At 55.2% G+C, this 17,177-nt stretch carries 15 protein-coding genes; 11 read left to right on the top strand and 4 right to left on the bottom strand.

Annotated elements, in window-relative coordinates:
• Window positions 1-2 precede the first annotated feature (2 nt).
• Window positions 3-1,007, top strand: a complete 1,005-nt coding sequence (locus K3556_RS14750) for a TniB family NTP-binding protein (RefSeq protein WP_260517514.1) — start codon at window positions 3-5, stop codon at window positions 1,005-1,007.
• Complete coding sequence (locus K3556_RS14745) at window positions 1,004-2,830, top strand: TniQ family protein (protein ID WP_260517513.1); 1,827 nt, start codon at window positions 1,004-1,006, stop codon at window positions 2,828-2,830. Before K3556_RS14750 ends, K3556_RS14745 begins: the two co-directional genes overlap by 4 nt.
• 335 nt (window positions 2,831-3,165) lie before the next feature.
• Here the strand turns inward: K3556_RS14745 and K3556_RS14740 are convergent, their stop codons facing one another.
• From K3556_RS14740 to K3556_RS14725, 4 genes are read right to left on the bottom strand one after another with little or no spacing between them, the layout of a single operon-like run.
• Window positions 3,166-6,264, bottom strand: coding sequence for an efflux RND transporter permease subunit (locus K3556_RS14740; RefSeq protein WP_260517512.1), 3,099 nt, complete (start codon window positions 6,262-6,264; stop codon window positions 3,166-3,168).
• Window positions 6,261-7,619 (bottom strand): efflux RND transporter periplasmic adaptor subunit, encoded by a 1,359-nt coding sequence (locus K3556_RS14735; RefSeq protein ID WP_260517511.1) that lies wholly within the window; start codon window positions 7,617-7,619, stop codon window positions 6,261-6,263. Before K3556_RS14735 ends, K3556_RS14740 begins: the two co-directional genes overlap by 4 nt.
• Window positions 7,616-8,212 (bottom strand): TetR/AcrR family transcriptional regulator, encoded by a 597-nt coding sequence (locus tag K3556_RS14730; RefSeq protein ID WP_260517510.1) that lies wholly within the window; start codon window positions 8,210-8,212, stop codon window positions 7,616-7,618. The genes K3556_RS14735 and K3556_RS14730 overlap by 4 nt, the downstream gene beginning before the upstream one ends.
• Entirely contained in the window at window positions 8,209-8,610 is a 402-nt protein-coding gene (locus K3556_RS14725; RefSeq protein WP_260517509.1) for a hypothetical protein, read from the bottom strand. The genes K3556_RS14730 and K3556_RS14725 overlap by 4 nt, the downstream gene beginning before the upstream one ends.
• Before the next feature lie 214 nt (window positions 8,611-8,824).
• Between K3556_RS14725 and K3556_RS14720 the strand changes: the two genes are divergently transcribed.
• From K3556_RS14720 to K3556_RS14680, 9 genes are all read left to right on the top strand, one after another.
• A complete protein-coding gene (locus K3556_RS14720; RefSeq protein ID WP_260517508.1) occupies window positions 8,825-10,381 on the top strand; it encodes an ABC transporter substrate-binding protein in 1,557 nt (518 codons plus the stop codon).
• A 125-nt stretch (window positions 10,382-10,506) separates the two neighbouring features.
• Window positions 10,507-11,487: an ABC transporter permease gene (locus tag K3556_RS14715; protein WP_260517507.1), complete on the top strand. Its 981-nt coding sequence runs from the start codon at window positions 10,507-10,509 to the stop codon at window positions 11,485-11,487.
• Window positions 11,484-12,434: an ABC transporter permease gene (locus K3556_RS14710; protein ID WP_260517506.1), complete on the top strand. Its 951-nt coding sequence runs from the start codon at window positions 11,484-11,486 to the stop codon at window positions 12,432-12,434. Before K3556_RS14715 ends, K3556_RS14710 begins: the two co-directional genes overlap by 4 nt.
• A 4-nt stretch (window positions 12,435-12,438) precedes the next feature.
• Window positions 12,439-13,434 (top strand): ABC transporter ATP-binding protein, encoded by a 996-nt coding sequence (locus tag K3556_RS14705; RefSeq protein ID WP_260517505.1) that lies wholly within the window; start codon window positions 12,439-12,441, stop codon window positions 13,432-13,434.
• Window positions 13,431-14,465, top strand: coding sequence for an ABC transporter ATP-binding protein (locus tag K3556_RS14700; protein ID WP_260517504.1), 1,035 nt, complete (start codon window positions 13,431-13,433; stop codon window positions 14,463-14,465). Before K3556_RS14705 ends, K3556_RS14700 begins: the two co-directional genes overlap by 4 nt.
• A 26-nt stretch (window positions 14,466-14,491) precedes the next feature.
• A complete protein-coding gene (locus tag K3556_RS14695; protein WP_260517503.1) occupies window positions 14,492-15,442 on the top strand; it encodes a LysR family transcriptional regulator in 951 nt (316 codons plus the stop codon).
• Between the two features lie 146 nt (window positions 15,443-15,588).
• On the top strand, window positions 15,589-15,855 hold the full coding sequence (locus K3556_RS14690) for a hypothetical protein (RefSeq protein WP_260517502.1): 267 nt from the start codon (window positions 15,589-15,591) through the stop codon (window positions 15,853-15,855).
• Window positions 15,856-15,857: 2 nt separating this feature from the next.
• On the top strand, window positions 15,858-16,667 hold the full coding sequence (locus K3556_RS14685; RefSeq protein ID WP_260517501.1) for a hypothetical protein: 810 nt from the start codon (window positions 15,858-15,860) through the stop codon (window positions 16,665-16,667).
• Window positions 16,664-17,056 carry a hypothetical protein gene (locus K3556_RS14680; RefSeq protein WP_260517500.1) on the top strand — a complete coding sequence of 131 codons (393 nt, stop codon included), beginning with the start codon at window positions 16,664-16,666 and terminating at the stop codon, window positions 17,054-17,056. The genes K3556_RS14685 and K3556_RS14680 overlap by 4 nt, the downstream gene beginning before the upstream one ends.
• The last annotated feature ends 121 nt before the right edge of the window (window positions 17,057-17,177 follow it).

Below are 17,177 nucleotides of genomic sequence, written 5' to 3'. Positions count from 1 at the left end.
CCATGACCAAACACACAAGATTATCACCGGAAATTCATGTGAAACTGGCCAAGCTTCGAGGGCGTTTCATGCCGCGAAAGTGTTTTGTCGATATGTCTGACGCAATCTGCAATCTCGAAGATCGGAGGCGGGCAGAGATATCGCAAGGCCTTCATCCAGAGGCCAGGGGTCTTGCTGTGATTGGAAACTCAGGCAGTGGAAAATCGACTGGCGTGGCACATTTCTTCCGAAAGAGTGAGACTTTGTCTCTTCTTGCAGATGGCAACGACACAGCCGATGTTGCCAGTTTTCTTGTTCCATCCCCCGCGACTTTGAAAGGTGTTGGAATCTCGTGTCTGAGCGGTCTCGGTTATCCCCTAATGCGGGATCGAACGGCCGGGATTATCTGGGAACTTGTGCAAAGCCATCTACGCGAGCTCAAAGTGATATTTCTTCACCTCGATGAAGCGCAAGATCTGATGGGTTCTCAAAGCGAACGTGAGATGCTGGCGGTTGTGAACACGCTCAAGTCGGTGATGCAAAATCGGCATTGGCCCGTCAGTATCATATTGAGCGGACTACCAGATCTCCTGACACTATTGAACTTGGACCCGCAGCTTGGGCGACGGTTCACTCCCATCCAGTTTGACCAACTCGATGAGATTGATGACGGTCGCCAGATACGTTCTTTGCTTGAACAGTATTGTTCCGCAATCAGCATCGACCTTGAGCCTGAGCTCAGGTCTGACGACTTCATCGCACGCTTGATACACTCTGCGGCAAGTGAATTTGGGATCTTGATCGAAATTGTAATTGGAGCGATCGAGATTTGCCTCCGTCGAGAAGAGACCACACTTGGTAAGCATCATTTCGTCGCTGAGTTCTTACGACGTACTGGCTGTGCCAACGACCTGAACCCCTTTGTCCGCAAGAACTACTCCGCTATCAATCCAAGGCGGCTCCTACCAAGCAGCAAGGACGTGTCACCAGACGTCGTTCCACCTCGCAAGCCGCGGAAAAAGAAATGATGCGATTGCGATTATCGGTTGTCCCCTTTCCTGGCGAACCGGCCAATTCAGTTGTTGGCAGAGTTGCCGCCCGAAACGGAGCCAGTTTTGCGCAAGATTTCTGCGCGGATATGAACGCATCTTGGCGCAAGATTGCAAATGGGGAGCGGCTAGCGCTCACCGAAATGGCGGCCTTCGTCGGCATTTCGTTTGCGGAACTCAGCCGTTTTGCTGTGCAAGATCGCGGGCATCACATTTACAATCTGAACGACCAATACCTGACAGCAAAGACGTTGGACCGACGGGCGTTGAGGGTGTGCCCGTCATGTTTGATCGAAGATGTTGAGAGAGGCGGCGATCTAGATCGGCATTGCCGTGTGGAATGGCTTCTCAATTCTTATCAGGTCTGCCACATCCACAAAAAACCTTTGGCTGCAGTACCTGATGCCAGGTTCCCACGATGCGCTCATGATTTCTATCAACGGGTCCGAGATCATTGGCGACACATAGTGGAAACGGCCAAATTAGATGGTTTGGTCGTGGGCGACGTCGCCTGGGAGACATATTTGGCAAACCGCATTAGAGGCGAACCAACGCATGTTTGGTGTGACCGGTTCGATCTCGACCTCACATGCCACTTGGCTGTGTCTCTTGGAACAGTCATGAAATTCGGCTCCTCAAAAAACCCATCTGGACTTACGCCGGAAGAGAAATCTAGCGCTACTGCCAAGGCTTTCGCGGTGATAGCAAAGGGGACTGACGCTTTGGATGAGGCCTTCCGAAATGTGCGGATGGCATCCACAAGCCCGACACCAGGATTTCATGCCGACTTTGGCGCACTGGCGAGGTGGTTGAATCGTCTGGACAATATCAGTCCTAGATATGCTGACCTTTTGGATTGCGTCGTCCAATTCGCTTTCGAGAATTATCCGTTTGGAAAAGGGGACGAGCTCTTTGGCAGGAAATGTCATCAACGCCACGTCCACAATCTCACGACAGCGGCCAAACAACACCATCTGAATTACTCCAGAATGGCAAGTTTGGCGGTTGGGTTGGGTATCGGCACCGAAGATCGTCAGAAGCGCATCGAGTTCCCGGCGCAAAAGTATGACCCAATGCTCGAGCAATTCGCACAATGTATGCGTCCTAAGCCCGCCGCAAAATCGCTGGGTATTAGAGTAGAGGCGCTCCAGCGTCTTGCGAAGGCGACGTTACTGCAGCCGAGGTTTGACTTGCCAGCAATGGCACCAGTCTATCACCCGGATGACCTTGATCGATTTAAGCAGTCGATCTTCGAGAACGCTGAAGTGGTCCCAGAGGTTTCGACCAACTGCATTCCGCTTTTTCGGTTGTGCCAACATGCAAAATGCCATTTTGAGGAGGTGATCCGTATTGCACAGTCGGGTAAGTTGAGGTCTCTTTGTCGGTCAGCCGGCGCACGGAGTATTCATGATTGCTTTGCCGATCTTGAAGATCTCCGAGATCAGCTCGAAGGTCCGACGCACAAAGGTCATACAAAGCAGGAAGCAAAACGGATGCTCCGCGTCAACGACCCCACGGTGACTTTGCTTGTCCGAAAGTCGTTGCTTCCGGCCCGCATGGTTCGGCATCCACGGTCACGTCGCCCGATGGGGTTGATCAGTTCAAAGGCGTTGTCCGCGTTTTTGAACGAATACGCAACGCTGGGTATGATGGCTTATGCGGCCAACACGCAGGCAAAGCACGTCGCCACCAGACTAGAAAAGGCCGGAATTGAGCCTCTGCCGTTGGGAGATCGGTTCAGCAAGATTTATCGTCGCAGCGCTGAGCTCGAAAATCTGTTTCCACCGGGGCGCATAACCTAACTCGAAGAACTCTCGAGCCGAGACAAAGAGCTTACGCTAGCTTCAATTTGGACTTTCCGAGTCTTTCGCCCGCAGGTTCCCCTGCGGGCTTTTTTGTATGACGTGCAAAATTAGGGGCGGTACATAGCCGGTCTACTTCAGAGTATTCTGATCAAAGCGCCAAACGAACTGTCAAAAAAGCGCAGATTTGATGTCAAAGATTCCTATGGTAAATGTTTGAAATCAGGTGCTTGGTCGATTTTTAGGAGACAAACCACGTGTCATCTTACACCAAAAAAGCAATGAAGATGCTGCCGGTTTTGATCGGTGTCGCGCGCGCATCGGATATTCCTGCCTCAAGCCGTTTTCATTTTTGCCAGTGTGCTGAGGTGAAGGTCATCCAGTATGGCGTAAATGGCGGGAAGAACGAACAGGACCACAAGGCTGGCGCTGAGCAGGCCGAAGACTAGGCTGGCCACCAATGGGATAAGAATCTGTGCTTGCAGACTCGTTTCCGTCAGGATGGGCAATAGTCCTGCAGTCGTGGTGGTGGTGGTGAGAAAAATTGCTCTGAAACGTGCTCGTGCCGCACGGGCCGCAGCCTGAGATACGTTTTGTGCGCCTTCGTGTTCGTGTTTGATAAAATCCACCAACAGAATCGAGTTGTTCACAACAACCCCAGCAAGCGCGACGAACCCCAACATGCTGGGCATCGAGAAATCCAATCCCATCACCATATGGCCAAAGATCGCGCCGGGCAGGGAAAGTGGAATGACCAGCATCACCACGATCGGCTCAAGGTAAGATCGGAACAGGAAACTAAGCAGCAGGAATACACCCAAAAGCCCGATCACAAAGCCTTTGAGCATGGATTGCTGTGTTTTCCCTGCTTCGGCATTCTGACCTTCGACATCAAGGGTTACGCCGGGGTGGCGCTCCAACAGGCCGGGGGCAAACCGGGTCATCGTATCGCTAACGATGGCATTGGCATTTGCGGTGCGCGTGTCGATTGAGCCCTGAACGGTAACACTGCGGACACCGTCCTCGCGGTTGATGCGGCTGTAACCCTGACCAATCTCGACCTGAGCCACGACCGACAGCGGCACATAAGAGCCGTCAGCGCGGGTGATGTTGAAATTGTCAAAAACATCGTGACTGCCACGTTCTTGCGTGCCGAATTGAGCGGTTACTTCAACAAGGCTGCCTGCGATCTGCATTTCGCTGATTGTGGTGCCCAGATAGGCCGCTCGCAATTGATCCGCGACCGTCGCAGCGGTGATTCCCATCGGTCCGGCGGCATCTTTAAGCGTGACGCGCAATTCGCGCTTGCCCGGACGAAGGTCATCCAAGATGGACGTCACGCCTTGGTATTGCCAAAGCCAGTTTTGCAGCTCGACCGAGGCGGCTTTGAGTGCACCCAGATCATCGCCCTTCAGATGCAAGTCGATTGCGATCCCGGCGGGGCCTATGGTGGATTCTGCATATTTCAAGCTGATCACGTCGGGCACTGGTCCGACCGTGTCGCGCCAAAGCTCCATGATTTCGTCTGGCGTGCTGACCCGCTTGGCAGACGGCAGCAGATCAACGCTGAGCGTCACCACATGGGCGCCAGTTTCAAAGGCATCCCGATTGAAGCCATAAAAGACCGTGACATGACGGATCAGGGTCGCGCCTTCGGGTTGTTCGGGTGTCAGGGTGGCATTTACGTCGTTCAGACCGTCTTCTAACTGAGCTACGATCTGCTCTGTGCGCGAGATGGGAGTGCCTTGAGGCAGCAGCACACGCGCCACGATGGTATCGCCATCCAGTTCTGGGAAAGCGGTGAACTTCAGATACCCGCCTGCCAACATACTGGCTGCAATGAGCAGCACCGCGAAGCTTGCGCCCGCAACAGCATATCGCCAGCGGATTGTCAGATCGACCAATGGACCGACAACCCGGTCGCGCGTCCACGTCACCGCATTTTCGACATGCACCCGAACACCGGTGGTGTGACTGGACACCTCCAAACTGTGGATCAGGTGGTGCGGCAAGATCAAGAATGCCTCGACCAGTGATACCATCAGGACAAACAGCATCACTACGGGGACAACGCGCAGCACCGCGCCGAGGTCACCGGACAGAAAAGCAAGTGACCCGAAAATCATTGCCGTCGTGCCGAACGAGGCGACCACGTTGGGAAATACCTGTGCAGCGCCTTCAACAGCGGCGTCCAGTGCGCTTCGACCCTTTTCACGCAAACGGGCGATATTTTCAGCGATCACGATGGCGTCGTCCATCAGAAGTCCGATCACGATCAGCAGGCCCAGCGTTGTCATGAGGTTCAGCGAGTATCCGACCAAGCCCATCAAAGCGACGCCGCCCATGAATGACACAGGCAGACCCATCGCGACCCAGAAGGAAAACCGGAACCCGAAGAAGAGCCAAAGTACAAGGAATACTAACGCAAGCCCCTGTAGTCCGTTGACCACCACCAAGGTAAGCCGGTCCCGCACAACAGAAACACCGTCAGCCGTGATCTCAAGCGTCACGCCGGGCGGTGCCTGTGCGCGTTCGGCGTCTAGATAGGATTTTAACGCGTCCATTGTGCGCAGGCTGTCTTCGGCGCGCGTTTTGGTGATATCAAGGATCGCGGCAGGTTCGCCGTCGAACAGGATCGTATCATCATCCAGCGCGAACCCTTCGGTGATATCGGCGATGTCACCCAAGCGCACTTGCCCGCCCTGTTCAGACGACCGGACGATCAACGCGGCCAGAGTGGCGGTATCGCGCCGCTCCTCGGCCACACGGACCAGAAGTGTTTCATTAATGGCTTCTAGGCTTCCAGCCGGCAGATCCAAGCTGCTGGCCTGAATGGCCCGTGCGATATCTGAGACAGAAACACCGAATTTCTGTAAGTCGCCGGGGTGCAAATTGATTTGCAGTTCACGAGTGGAAAAGCCGCGGATGTCAACCTTTGGGATGCCGCCCCAGCGCAGCATGTCGGTGCGCACTTGCTCGGCGTAGTCCTTGAGGTCGGTGCGGTTTTTGGGGCCAGTGATCGCAACGGAGGCGACGAAGTCGGTCTGTCCCAATGGTCTAATCGTGGCGGCCTCGGCGCGGTCTGGGAAGTCGGTGATCGCGTCGACCTCTGATTTCACGTCGGCGACAAAGGCTTGAAAGTCATCGCCTTCGCGCATCTTAACCACCGCGCGCGCGGAGTTCTCGCGCGCTTCACAGGCCTGTTGATTGATGCCTGTCACCGCACTCATCGCGTTTTCAATCCGCTCACAAATGGCGGTCTCGACCTCCTCGGGCCGGGCGCCGGGATAGGGTACGCTGATCTCGACTTCGCTCGGGGTCGCGCGTGGAAACGTTTCACGCAGCAGCGTTGGGCTGACGAACAGACCAGCTGCCAGGAACAGGATCATCAGTAGATTGGCGATTGTCGGGTGAGCCGCGAAAAAACGGATCATTCTGACAAATCCTTTTCGAGAAGGATGCGCATCAATTCGGTGTCTGGGTGCGGATCCAGCAAAGCGCCCTTGATCACTGGGATGGGTGGGGTCAGGACAACTTTGCTGCCTTCAGTAATATCGTTGTTAAAGATGGCGATCCCGCCTTGCACCAGCAGCGGCTTAACCGGGACAATGCGCAGTCGGTTGTCGGGGTCGGCGATAAATACTTGTCCGTCACGCAGAGCGCTGCGCGGTAGAACAATGCCCGTGACCGGCGCAGAACTTAGCGTAACGTCGACAAACATGCCCTTGGTGAGCGGTGGACGGTTGCCGCTCCCGGACTGGCCATAGGCGTTGTTGACCTGCACAACCACGCCGACCGTACCGGTTTTTGGATCAATGCCATCGCTGATCCGGTCCACGGTTGCGTTCCAACTCACCACTTCGTCGCCCAGACGCAATCGCACCCGCGCGGTCAACCCCAACCCATGCAGCGTTTCGGTCATCTGCGCAGGATCCAGTGGCAAGTTGGCGGTCCCGGATTGGCGCGACGTTACCAGGCGGCGAAAGCTGTCCAAGGAAACCTGAACGACGACCTCGGCTTGATTGACACCGTCCAAAGTGGCGGCGGACTGACCGACTTTCAGGAATTGCCCAACTTCGACCGAGTGTGTGGCCACGCGTGCGATAAAGGGCAGCGTCATTTCACTGCGTTCAAGGTTCAGTTGCGCAGTTTCCAAGTTAGTTCGATAAAGCGCGATCTGTTCGGTTTGCACCGCACGCTGGGTCGGAAGAAGCGCAAGCGTGCCTTCGATACCTTGCACCTTTTGCCGCTGCGCCAGATGTGCTGAACGAGCGCCGTCGCGGGCCGTTTGTGTCATGGTCCCTGCCTTGAACAATGTATCAGCACGGGCCAGTTCGGATGCCTTCAACGCCAACGCCTCGCGTTCAATTTCAAGGGCGGCGCGCTGGTTCGCTTCTGACACCTCAAATTCAGCAAGACGCGCTTCGGCGGCGCGGATATTCGCGTTGGCCTGCGCGATAGCAAGATTAAAATCAGTGGGCGATAGCCGTAGCAACACAGAACCGGCAGGTAGGATCTGCCCGTCGCGCAGCGCAGGGTTTACATATTCAATCTTGCCACCGACCTCGGCAATTGCATCAAAGGTGCGGGCAGGGGAGACGACACCGAAACCGACAAGTTTTGGTGAAATTACCCGTGTTTCGGCGGTGATCACACGCACTGCGCTGGCGCGCTCGGCAAGCTCTATCTGCTTCGGAGGCGCACTGTTTGATATGACAAAGGCCAGTATGCCAGCCCCGACCATCGCGATAGGAAGGGTGATCAGGACCAATTTAAGACCGTTTCTCATTGAGGGTCTCCTTCGAGCTTCAAGAGCGATAATTGCAGGTCAAGAAGGCGTTCGCCCTGATCGACGAGCTGGCTGGGGTCGCGGGACACAATGAGCCGCAACACGAGGCTTTGGATAACGCCAAACAGCAGCGTCACGCAGTCTTCGGTGCGCAACCCGCCAACCGGACGAAGCTTTTCCAAGCAAAGGGTCATTGCCGCGCGAAGATCGTTCATCGCGGCCTGTATACGACGGCGTGCGTCAGTCAGCCTTCCGGTTGGGTCACGGGTAACCATTATTTCCGGTAGGGCGGGGAATTCTGTGACCAGACGCAGATGACCCAGAACCAGACCCCGGAGGCAATCCAGCGGTGGCCTGTCAGGCTGGGTGCCGATTCTGGTGTTTTCAGAGATACCAGCACACAGTTTTTCGGTGGCGGCCTGCCATATGTCTTCTTTCCTGGGGAAGTGTTTGTAAATTGCCGGCTGCGTCAATCCAAGTTGCGCAGCGATTTTGCCCGTTGTCACGTGATCGGGACCGACCTCAAAAGCCAGCTTTAGGGTCGCATCAAGGATTTCGGCCTTGCGGTCCCCGGATGGCTTTCGCGCCCTCATTGCGCTGTCGCCCGTGGTCGCATCGCGGCGGCAATCAAGGTCCAGAATAAGAATCGGAAGGCAAGAGCACCAACCGTGCGCATCTCAAAAGCACTGCCGCGAATGATTGCGATGGCAAACCCAAGGATGATGACGGCGGTCGCTGCCGCAATGAATCCGGCAAGCCAGACTGCCCAGCCCTTGCCCATCCACAAGCCGATTGCCGCAGTTATATATGCAAAGCCTGCCAAGAAATTGAACCAAACGACAAATGGCAGATAGTTTCCCGCCATTTCCCGTGCCTGGGCTGGGCCAAATAACACGTTGCCACCGGAAATGACGGTCAAGACACCAAAGATGAGAGCGATCACCGCAATCGGTTTGGTCCAGCGGGCGGATTTGGAAAGATGCGTCTTCATCGCGCGCCTCACGCACTAAAGTTATAGCTCTATAACTACACGTAGCCGTAAAAGGTTTCAAGACCTCTCCGTAAAGATTGAGGTCGAACCGTCTGCTGTCGAAGGCAGTTGAGGCGCCTCATGCGTCCCTTGCATCGGCTATTCGTTATCGGCATTTGCGCTTGTCACTGCCTGAGCGCTAGCGTCGCGGTCACAAACACAGGGGAGTAACTCAATGACGAAATTTGTCAGAAGCCTGACGGCTGCAGCCGTTGTGGCGACAATGGCGTCGGCAGCTTATGCCGAAAACACCGTCCGCGTCGCCTATGACGCTGACCCGGTCTCGCTGGACCCGCACGAGCAGCTTTCGGGCGGCACGTTGCAATTGTCGCACATGGTCTTTGACCCGCTGGTGCGCTGGACACAGGACCTTCAGTTCGAACCGCGCCTTGCCGAAAGCTGGGAGCAGATCGACGACACCACCATGCGCTTTAAGTTGAAGAGCGGTGTTAAGTTCCACTCGGGCAACATGTTGACCGCAAAAGATGTCGATTGGACCTTTGATCGCTTGAAGTCAAGTGACGACTTCAAAGGCATCTTTGCACAATTCACTGATGTTGAAGTGATCGACGATATGACGTTCGATCTGAAAACCTCAGAGCCCTATCCACTGGTGCTGCACACCGCGACGTACATCTTCCCGATGGACAGCGCGTATTACACCGGTATGACCGACGACGGCAAAGACAAAGGCGAGATCGTCAAGCATGGCGATAGCTTTGCATCGCGCAATGTTTCGGGCACAGGTCCTTACACCATCAGCGAACGCGAGCAGGGCGTGAAAGTCGTGTTCAACCGTTTCGCCGACTACTGGGATGCGGACAGCAAAGGCAACGTGGACACGATCGTCCTGACCCCGATTAAAGAAGACCCGACCCGTGTGGCCGCGCTTCTGTCGGGTGACGTTGACTTTATTGCGCCTGTTCCGCCGACCGATCTGCAACGTGTGGCAGATGCCGAAGGCGTTGACCTGATCACCATGCCGGGAACCCGGATCATCACCTTCCAAATGAACCAGAACCGCGTAGAAGCCTTCAAAGACGCACGCGTTCGTCAAGCCATTGACTATGCTGTGAACAACGCAGGTATCGTTGACCGCATCATGCGTGGCTTTGGCACTGTTGGCGCACAAGCGAGCCCGGCCGGTTATCTGGGCCATGACCCCGCTTTGACCCCACGTTTCGACGTGGAAAAAGCCAAGGCGCTGATGGCGGATGCAGGTTTTGCTGATGGTTTCTCGATCACCATGATGGCGCCGAACAACCGCTATGTGAACGACGACAAAATTGCACAGGCTGTTGCGTCGATGCTGGCGCAGATCAATATCAAGGTTGACCTGCAAACAATGCCGAAAGCGCAATACTGGCCCGCGTTCGATGAGCGCGCCGCTGATATGATGATGATTGGCTGGCATGCAGATACGGAAGATTCGGCTAACTTCCACCAGTTCCTGTCGGCATGTCCCGACGAAGCGACTGGTAACGGCCAGTATAATTCGGGTGCTTACTGCAACACCGAAGCAGACGAGCTGATGAAAGCCTCGAATACCGAGACTGACCCGGCGAAACGTGCTGAGATGCTGCAAAAGCTGGAAGGCATTCTGTACGAAGAAGCCGCCTTTATCCCGCTGCATTGGCAGGATCTGGCTTGGGGTTCAAAGTCGGGTATGAACTCGGGTGATATCGTGAATGCCCTGAACTTCCCTTACTTCGGTGACATGGTCGTCGAATAAGACAAACAGCAACCGGGCTGGTGCGTGACACTGGCCCGGTTTGCGCTTTGGTTGCGTGACGGCCTAATTTCCGAGTTGTTGGCTGGATCAACGCAACACAAACTCTATCGAATAAGGTAGTTCTCATGTTTGCCTATCTCGTGAAGCGAGTTTTTCAGGCGATTGCCGTGATGTTCGTCATCTCGCTGATTGCCTTTGCCATCCAGGGCAATCTTGGCGACCCGCTGCGCGAGTTGGTTGGCCAGTCTGTATCCGAAGAAGTTCGTCAGCAGCTGCGCGATGAACTCGGCCTGAACGACAGTTTCATGACGCAGTACCTGCGCTTTGCCGGAAATGCGCTTCAGGGGGATCTGGGCACATCCTATTTCTTTAAAGAACCGGCGCTTGATGTGATCATGAAGAAATTACCTGCGACGTTGGAATTGGTTCTGGGTGCCACGATCATCATCATCGGGCTTTCGATCCCACTTGGCGTCTATACCGCTATCAAACCCGATACGATCTTGAGCCGCATCATCATGGGCCTGTCGATCATCGGCATTTCGGTGCCAGTATTTCTGACCGCCATTCTAATGATCTTCGTATTCTCAGTGAACTATGGCTGGTTTCCGTCCTTCGGGCGCGGTGATGTCGTGCAGGTGTGGGGGTACTGGGAGACCAACTTCGCAACTGCAGACGGGTGGATGCACATCATTTTGCCTTCTATCGCGCTGGCATCGATCATGCTGCCGCTTTTTGTCCGCCTGATCCGTGCGGAAATGATGGAGGTGCTTCAATCAGAGTATGTGAAATACGCGGTTGCCAAGGGCATTAGGCCATGGCGCATCTATTTCGTGCATGCGTTGAAAAACACGTTGTTGCCGGTGATCACCGTTGGCGGTGTGCAGATCGGCACCATGGTGGCCTATACCATCCTGACCGAGACCGTGTTCCAGTGGCCGGGCATGGGCTTTATGTTTCTTGAGGCTGTGAACCGCGTCGATACCCCGCTGATCGTTGCTTATCTGATCGTCGTCGGGTTCATCTTCGTTGTAACCAACACGATCGTCGACCTGATCTATGGACTGGTCAACCCAACCGTTAATCTGGCGAGGATGGGCGCATGAGCACCGAGACGATTTCCCCGAACACAGAGCCTTCGCGTTGGTCAAAAATCGTGAACTCGAACATGGCGTACAGTTTCCGGCGAAACCCGGTGGCTGTGGTTAGCCTGATCATCTTTGCATTGATCGCGATTGCAGCGTTCTTTGCGCCCTTGATTGCACCCTATGATCCATATGACCCGGCACAAATTGACATCATGAACTCGGAATATCCGCCGGCATGGGTCAATGGGGCGCTGCCCGAATTCATTCTGGGCACTGATGACCAGGGGCGCGACCTTTGGTCAACGATCTTGTATGGCACACGTCTTTCCTTGTTGATCGGGATCTGCGCCGTTGCGCTCCAAGCCTTCCTTGGCATCTCGATCGGCCTGATCGCAGGCTATATTGGCGGGCGGTTGGATAACCTGTTGATGCGGATGGCTGACATTCAGCTCTCGTTTTCAACGCTTATGGTTGCCATCATCTTTCTGGCGGTCACGCAAGCGATGTTCGGGACAGAAACGTTCAACCGTTACGCCGTGTTCTTCCTGATTGCGGTGATTGGCGTGGCTGAATGGCCGCAATATGCACGGACCGTGCGTGCCACGGTTCTGGCCGAGAAGAAGAAGGAATATGTCGACAGCGCCCGTGTGCTGGGCTTCGGGCCCGGACGGATCATGGTGCGTCACATTCTTCCCAATTCCCTGTCGCCGATCTTTGTCATTTCGACCGTTCAGGTGGCCAACGCGATCATTTCTGAGGCCTCTCTCAGCTTTCTTGGTTTGGGTATGCCGCCCAGCCAGCCGTCGCTTGGGTCGCTGATCTCATCCGGGTTTGACTACATCTTTTCAGGCAGCTGGTGGATTACAGTGATCCCCGGTGTTGTGCTGGTCATTCTTGTGCTGGTTATCAACCTGCTGGGCGACTGGATGCGTGATGTCCTGAACCCGAAACTTTATAAGGGGTAACGCGATGTCATTGCTTTCAGTTCGCGACCTAACCGTCAAATTCGCCATGCGCGACGAAACCGTAACTGCCTTGAACGGCATTTCGTTCGATGTGGCCAAGGGCGAGCGTCTGGGCATCGTTGGTGAAAGTGGCGCGGGTAAGTCTATCACTGGCTTTTCGCTGATGAACCTGATAAGCCGCCCCGGCTATGTGGATCGTGGCGAGATCTTGCTTGACGGCGAAGACGTAGTGAAGATGAGCGACAAGCGTCTGCGTGAGTTGCGCGGCGACAAAATGTCCATGATCTTTCAAGACCCGATGGTCACGCTGAATCCGGTTCTGACCATCGGCCAGCAGATGATTGAAACCTTGCTTGCCCACCGCAAGTTAAGCCGCGAAGAGGCAAGCCAGATTGCCATCGTCAAACTGCGCGAAGTCTACATACCGTCGCCCGAGGAGCGGCTGGACCAATACCCACATGAATTGTCGGGCGGCATGCGCCAGCGGATCATCATTGCAATCGCGCTTTTGCTTGATCCCCAGCTGATAATCGCAGACGAGCCGACAACGGCGTTGGATGTGACCATTCAGGCGGACATCATGGAGCTTCTGCTGGAGCTGTGTCAGTCCAACAAAGTCGGCCTGATCCTGATCACTCACGACCTTGGCGTTGTCAGCCAGATGACCGAGCGGACGCTTGTCATGTATGCAGGCCGGATTATTGAGGCTGGACGGACGCGCGAGATCATCAACGATCCGCAGCACCCGTATACACAGGGTCTGATAAACGCTCTGCCGCAACAAACGTTGCCCGGACAAAAGTTACGGCAGATACCCGGCAACATGCCGTCTTTGACGAACATTCCGCCGGGTTGCCCCTTCAATCCGCGTTGCGAATATGCAACTGACCTTTGCCGCACGCGCCTGCCTGAAATCGCGCAATACGGCGAAGTTCAGGTGGCCTGCCACGAAGTTCAACGCCTTCAGGCCGACAGTGAGCGACAGGAGCAGAACGCATGAAAGACATGAACGTTCAAACGCCGCTGGTTGAAATCAAATCGCTCGAAAAACAGTTCGATCTAGATCAGGGCTGGCTTGAAACGATCAAATTCCGCAATGGGCGGTTCACGCGCGAGAAGCGCGCCGTGCATGCGGTAAACAACGTCACATTGGATGTGAACCGGGGCGAGGCGCTGTGTGTGGTCGGTGAAAGCGGCTGTGGGAAATCCACCGTTGCGCGGTTGGTGGCGGGCTTGTTGACCCCAACCAAAGGCGAGATCCACTACGACGGGTCGCGCATCGACGATCTGTCGCGCGCTCAGATGCAGCCGTTGCGCAACAAGATCCAGATGATCTTTCAGAACCCGTATGCATCGCTGAACCCACGCATGACCATTCGCCAAGCTTTGGAAGAACCAGTTCGCCACCATAACCCGTCTTTCTCGGCCGCCGAAGTGCGTGACAAGGTCGTTGAGGTGATGATGTCCGTCGGTGTCGACCCAACCTGGGCCAAGCGATATCCGCACGAGTTTTCTGGCGGGCAGAGGCAAAGGATCGCTATTTCGCGGGCGTTGACCGTTGATCCCGAGTTCATCATTGCGGATGAGCCGATCAGCGCTTTGGACGTGTCCATTCAGGCGCAGGTACTGAATTTGATGCTTGAGGCCAAAGAAAGCCGGGGCCTTACCTATCTGTTCATCACCCACGATCTGAGCGTTGTGGAGCACTTCGGCACGCGGGTTGCTGTGTTGTATCTTGGGTCGGTCTGCGAGGTCGCCGAGACAGCCACCCTGTTTTCCAATCCAAAACACCCCTATACTCGGGCTTTGTTGTCCGCAGTGCCGCAGCTAAAGGATGACCGGCCGAACCATATCCGCTTGAAAGGCGAGATACCGACGCCGATCAACTTGCCGCAAGGTTGTCCCTTCCAAAGCCGCTGTGCGTTTGCGAATAACAGATGTAGTAGTGAAAAGCCGAAAGCCATTCACCAGCCCGACGGCAGTCTTGTGGCTTGCCACGCCGTCGAAGAAAACCGGTTGGATGAGGGGTGATCGGCGCCTGATACGGACCCGCGTCGTTGGATATTATTTGGCTCAGAGATTTTGAAGCTTTGGTGGCGTGCAAGAATTTCTCGCGCGCGGCGGAAGAACGGAATGTCAGCCAGCCTGCCTTCTCACGACGTATTCGTGCGTTGGAAAACGAGATTGGCGTGCGGCTGATTAACCGCGAAACCCTGCCATTGGCTTTGACACCCGCAGGAGAGGTTTTCCTGTCCCAAGCGCGCATTATGCTGCGCACATTTGAAGAGACGATCGAACGGTGCCAGACGATTGATGCAGCCAGCGAAAATGTCATTCGGTTTGCGACCTCGCAGTCTCTTTACATGACCCATTACAAGAACCTCATCGCGCCTTTGGTTCGCAAGGGTGGGGTGGATACGGACCTGAATTCAACCTCGTGGGCCGCTGACCAGTTTGTGAGTGCGCTTCAGCAAAGCTATTGCGATGTCATTTTGACGTATTGGCATCCCTCGATGGATTTTCTTGGTCCGCTGGAAGTGGCGAATTTCGAGCACGTGACCCTTTCGGTTGATCGCTTCGTCCCGGTGTGCCGCACCAAGACGAGCGGTGAACCGGAATTCCAGTTCAAAACGGGAAGCAAGGATGCGATGCCGCTGCTGTCCTACGGAGCCGTGTCTGCGTTGCGGGCTGTTCAGGATTTTATTGTAGAGCAGGCGATCACACCGCAAAAGTTGCTTGTTGTGAACCAAAACGCACTGGCCAACAGCGTCAAAGCAATGATTCTTGAAGGGTTCGGCATGGGTTGGCTTCCGCTGAGTTTGTGCAAAAACGAGCTGGATGTCGGTCAGTTGGCGATCGTTGATGAACGACTGGCAACCGATCTTGAGGTGCGCATTTATCGCGACCCGAAGAACCGAAAGGGCACGTTGGACGGATTGTGGACGCAACTGTGCCACGACCTAACGTCACGGACTGTCATTCCACCGATCACAAAGGCTCAATTGTGATGTCGTTGCTTAACGGTTCGTAAAGCGCCCGCCCCGGCGTGTTAGACCGCCTCAATACTCTCGCCATAGGACTCTGACGATCCGAAACCGCCGCCGGTCTTTCCGGCATGGCGGGCAGCTAAGTGCGAAATTGTCAGGAGCATATGATGACCAACCCCTTCGAGAACCGATCGCTTTCCTTACGTGGACCCGCAACCGACATGGCGCCAGTCACGCCCTCTGATGCCTTAGATCTTAGCAATGTTGCCGTTGCACTTTATGTCGAAACGGGCGGCGCAGTCGCCTTCGTAACAGTCGCCGGGCACAATCGAGTGGTCGCTGTCGGCGACAATGCCATACTGCCGGTTGGTGTCAGTCGGGTTTTGGCCACCGGGACGACTGCCTCTGGCATCCATGCCTTTGTACTCGTCTGATGATGGGATTGGGCTATGATATTCCGGCGCTTGCACTGCGCCGGCCTTCGGGGTCCACGCCGACGCCGTTTTCACCCTTGGACTTCTCTCCGTCTGTTTTTTTCGACCCGTCACGGATTGACGGATTGTTTCAGGATCAGGCTGGCACGTTGGCTGTTACGGCTGACAGTCAGCCGGTTGGTCTTTGGAAAGATTTGTCGTCAAACGGGCATGATCTGTCACAGGCGATCAGCGCAGCGCGACCAACCTATCGAACGGACGGCACCACCCATTGGGTCGAGGCCGATGGCGTCGATGATGGGCTTCTGACCGCTGCTGCATTTGATGTGAAAAACCCGGTAACTATGGTGTTGGGATATCAAATGCTGTCGACGTCGGGCACAGCCCGCGTGAATATTGCTGAGATCAGCCATTCAAGCACAAACGGCATGTCAGCAGGCGTTCGACCAAACATTGACCGCTTTCAATATTACTCCCGCATGGCACAGCAGGGTGTGTCGGCCACCAATGTTGCGTCACCGTCGGTTTGGGGAAATCACGAACGGAATGTGGTGACGGTTCAGGCAACGGCTGGTCATATTGCTGCGCGCCTGAATGGCGTGGTTGTCATCAACACAAGTCAAAATCTGACTACCCAGTCCATTGGATTGCACCCCCTTCGCGTTGGGCTGGGCGTTGTAACAGGCAGTATCCCCGGCGCGTTTCGCCTGTTTGGATTGCAGGTGTGGACTGCGGCAGCGACGCAACCCGATCTGGCGCAAATTGCTGAACTTGAAGCGTGGCTGGCAACCCAGATGGAAGGACCACTATGAGCATTCGTATCACCATTGCTTGCCCCGTAGACTTGATTGCCGAGGCAAATCAGTTCGCTTTGTGTGTGGGCAACACTCCAGCGGATGCCAAGACTTTTGGCAGTGCAACATGGGAAGATGGTCAGGGCGAGCGCTTTGCGTTGGCGTCCCTGCTTGCCGGGTCACATTTTCCGCAAGTGGCCGCAGAGCCATTGCGGGCACCAGACCATTCACAACACGCGGATGTTGTTGCAGCTTCGATTGCTCAGGCCGCACTGCAAATTTGGTCGCCCCTGTCCCCGGGCAGCTTTCCCAGTCTGAGCGCTGATCTGTTGGTTGCCGTCATCGGGCTTGATGCCGCGTTGGCTATACCCTTGCTTGGCCTGTCCCCGGTGCCGACAGAGGACTAATTGCCGCTTTCTGCCGTGTTTGCGGCAGAAAGCTCAGCTTGTCTGGCGAAGATCAAATTGTTTTGCAGTTTACTAAAATCGTGCTAACAACCTAAAGGAGATCATTTAGACAGAAAATACA

Origin of the sequence: Aliiroseovarius sp. M344 (assembly GCF_025140835.1) — a bacterium.
GTDB lineage: Bacteria > Pseudomonadota > Alphaproteobacteria > Rhodobacterales > Rhodobacteraceae > Aliiroseovarius.
This window is presented reverse-complemented; position numbering and strand designations above follow the sequence as displayed.

Coding starts and splice junctions, on each gene's coding strand:
- K3556_RS14750 (WP_260517514.1), top strand. CDS start 3: ATGACCAAACACACAAGATTATCACCGGAAATTCATGTGAAACTGGCC.
- K3556_RS14745 (WP_260517513.1), top strand. CDS start 1,004: ATGATGCGATTGCGATTATCGGTTGTCCCCTTTCCTGGCGAACCGGCC.
- K3556_RS14740 (WP_260517512.1), bottom strand. CDS start 6,264: ATGATCCGTTTTTTCGCGGCTCACCCGACAATCGCCAATCTACTGATG.
- K3556_RS14735 (WP_260517511.1), bottom strand. CDS start 7,619: ATGAGAAACGGTCTTAAATTGGTCCTGATCACCCTTCCTATCGCGATG.
- K3556_RS14730 (WP_260517510.1), bottom strand. CDS start 8,212: ATGAGGGCGCGAAAGCCATCCGGGGACCGCAAGGCCGAAATCCTTGAT.
- K3556_RS14725 (WP_260517509.1), bottom strand. CDS start 8,610: ATGAAGACGCATCTTTCCAAATCCGCCCGCTGGACCAAACCGATTGCG.
- K3556_RS14720 (WP_260517508.1), top strand. CDS start 8,825: ATGACGAAATTTGTCAGAAGCCTGACGGCTGCAGCCGTTGTGGCGACA.
- K3556_RS14715 (WP_260517507.1), top strand. CDS start 10,507: ATGTTTGCCTATCTCGTGAAGCGAGTTTTTCAGGCGATTGCCGTGATG.
- K3556_RS14710 (WP_260517506.1), top strand. CDS start 11,484: ATGAGCACCGAGACGATTTCCCCGAACACAGAGCCTTCGCGTTGGTCA.
- K3556_RS14705 (WP_260517505.1), top strand. CDS start 12,439: ATGTCATTGCTTTCAGTTCGCGACCTAACCGTCAAATTCGCCATGCGC.
- K3556_RS14700 (WP_260517504.1), top strand. CDS start 13,431: ATGAAAGACATGAACGTTCAAACGCCGCTGGTTGAAATCAAATCGCTC.
- K3556_RS14690 (WP_260517502.1), top strand. CDS start 15,589: ATGACCAACCCCTTCGAGAACCGATCGCTTTCCTTACGTGGACCCGCA.
- K3556_RS14685 (WP_260517501.1), top strand. CDS start 15,858: ATGGGATTGGGCTATGATATTCCGGCGCTTGCACTGCGCCGGCCTTCG.
- K3556_RS14680 (WP_260517500.1), top strand. CDS start 16,664: ATGAGCATTCGTATCACCATTGCTTGCCCCGTAGACTTGATTGCCGAG.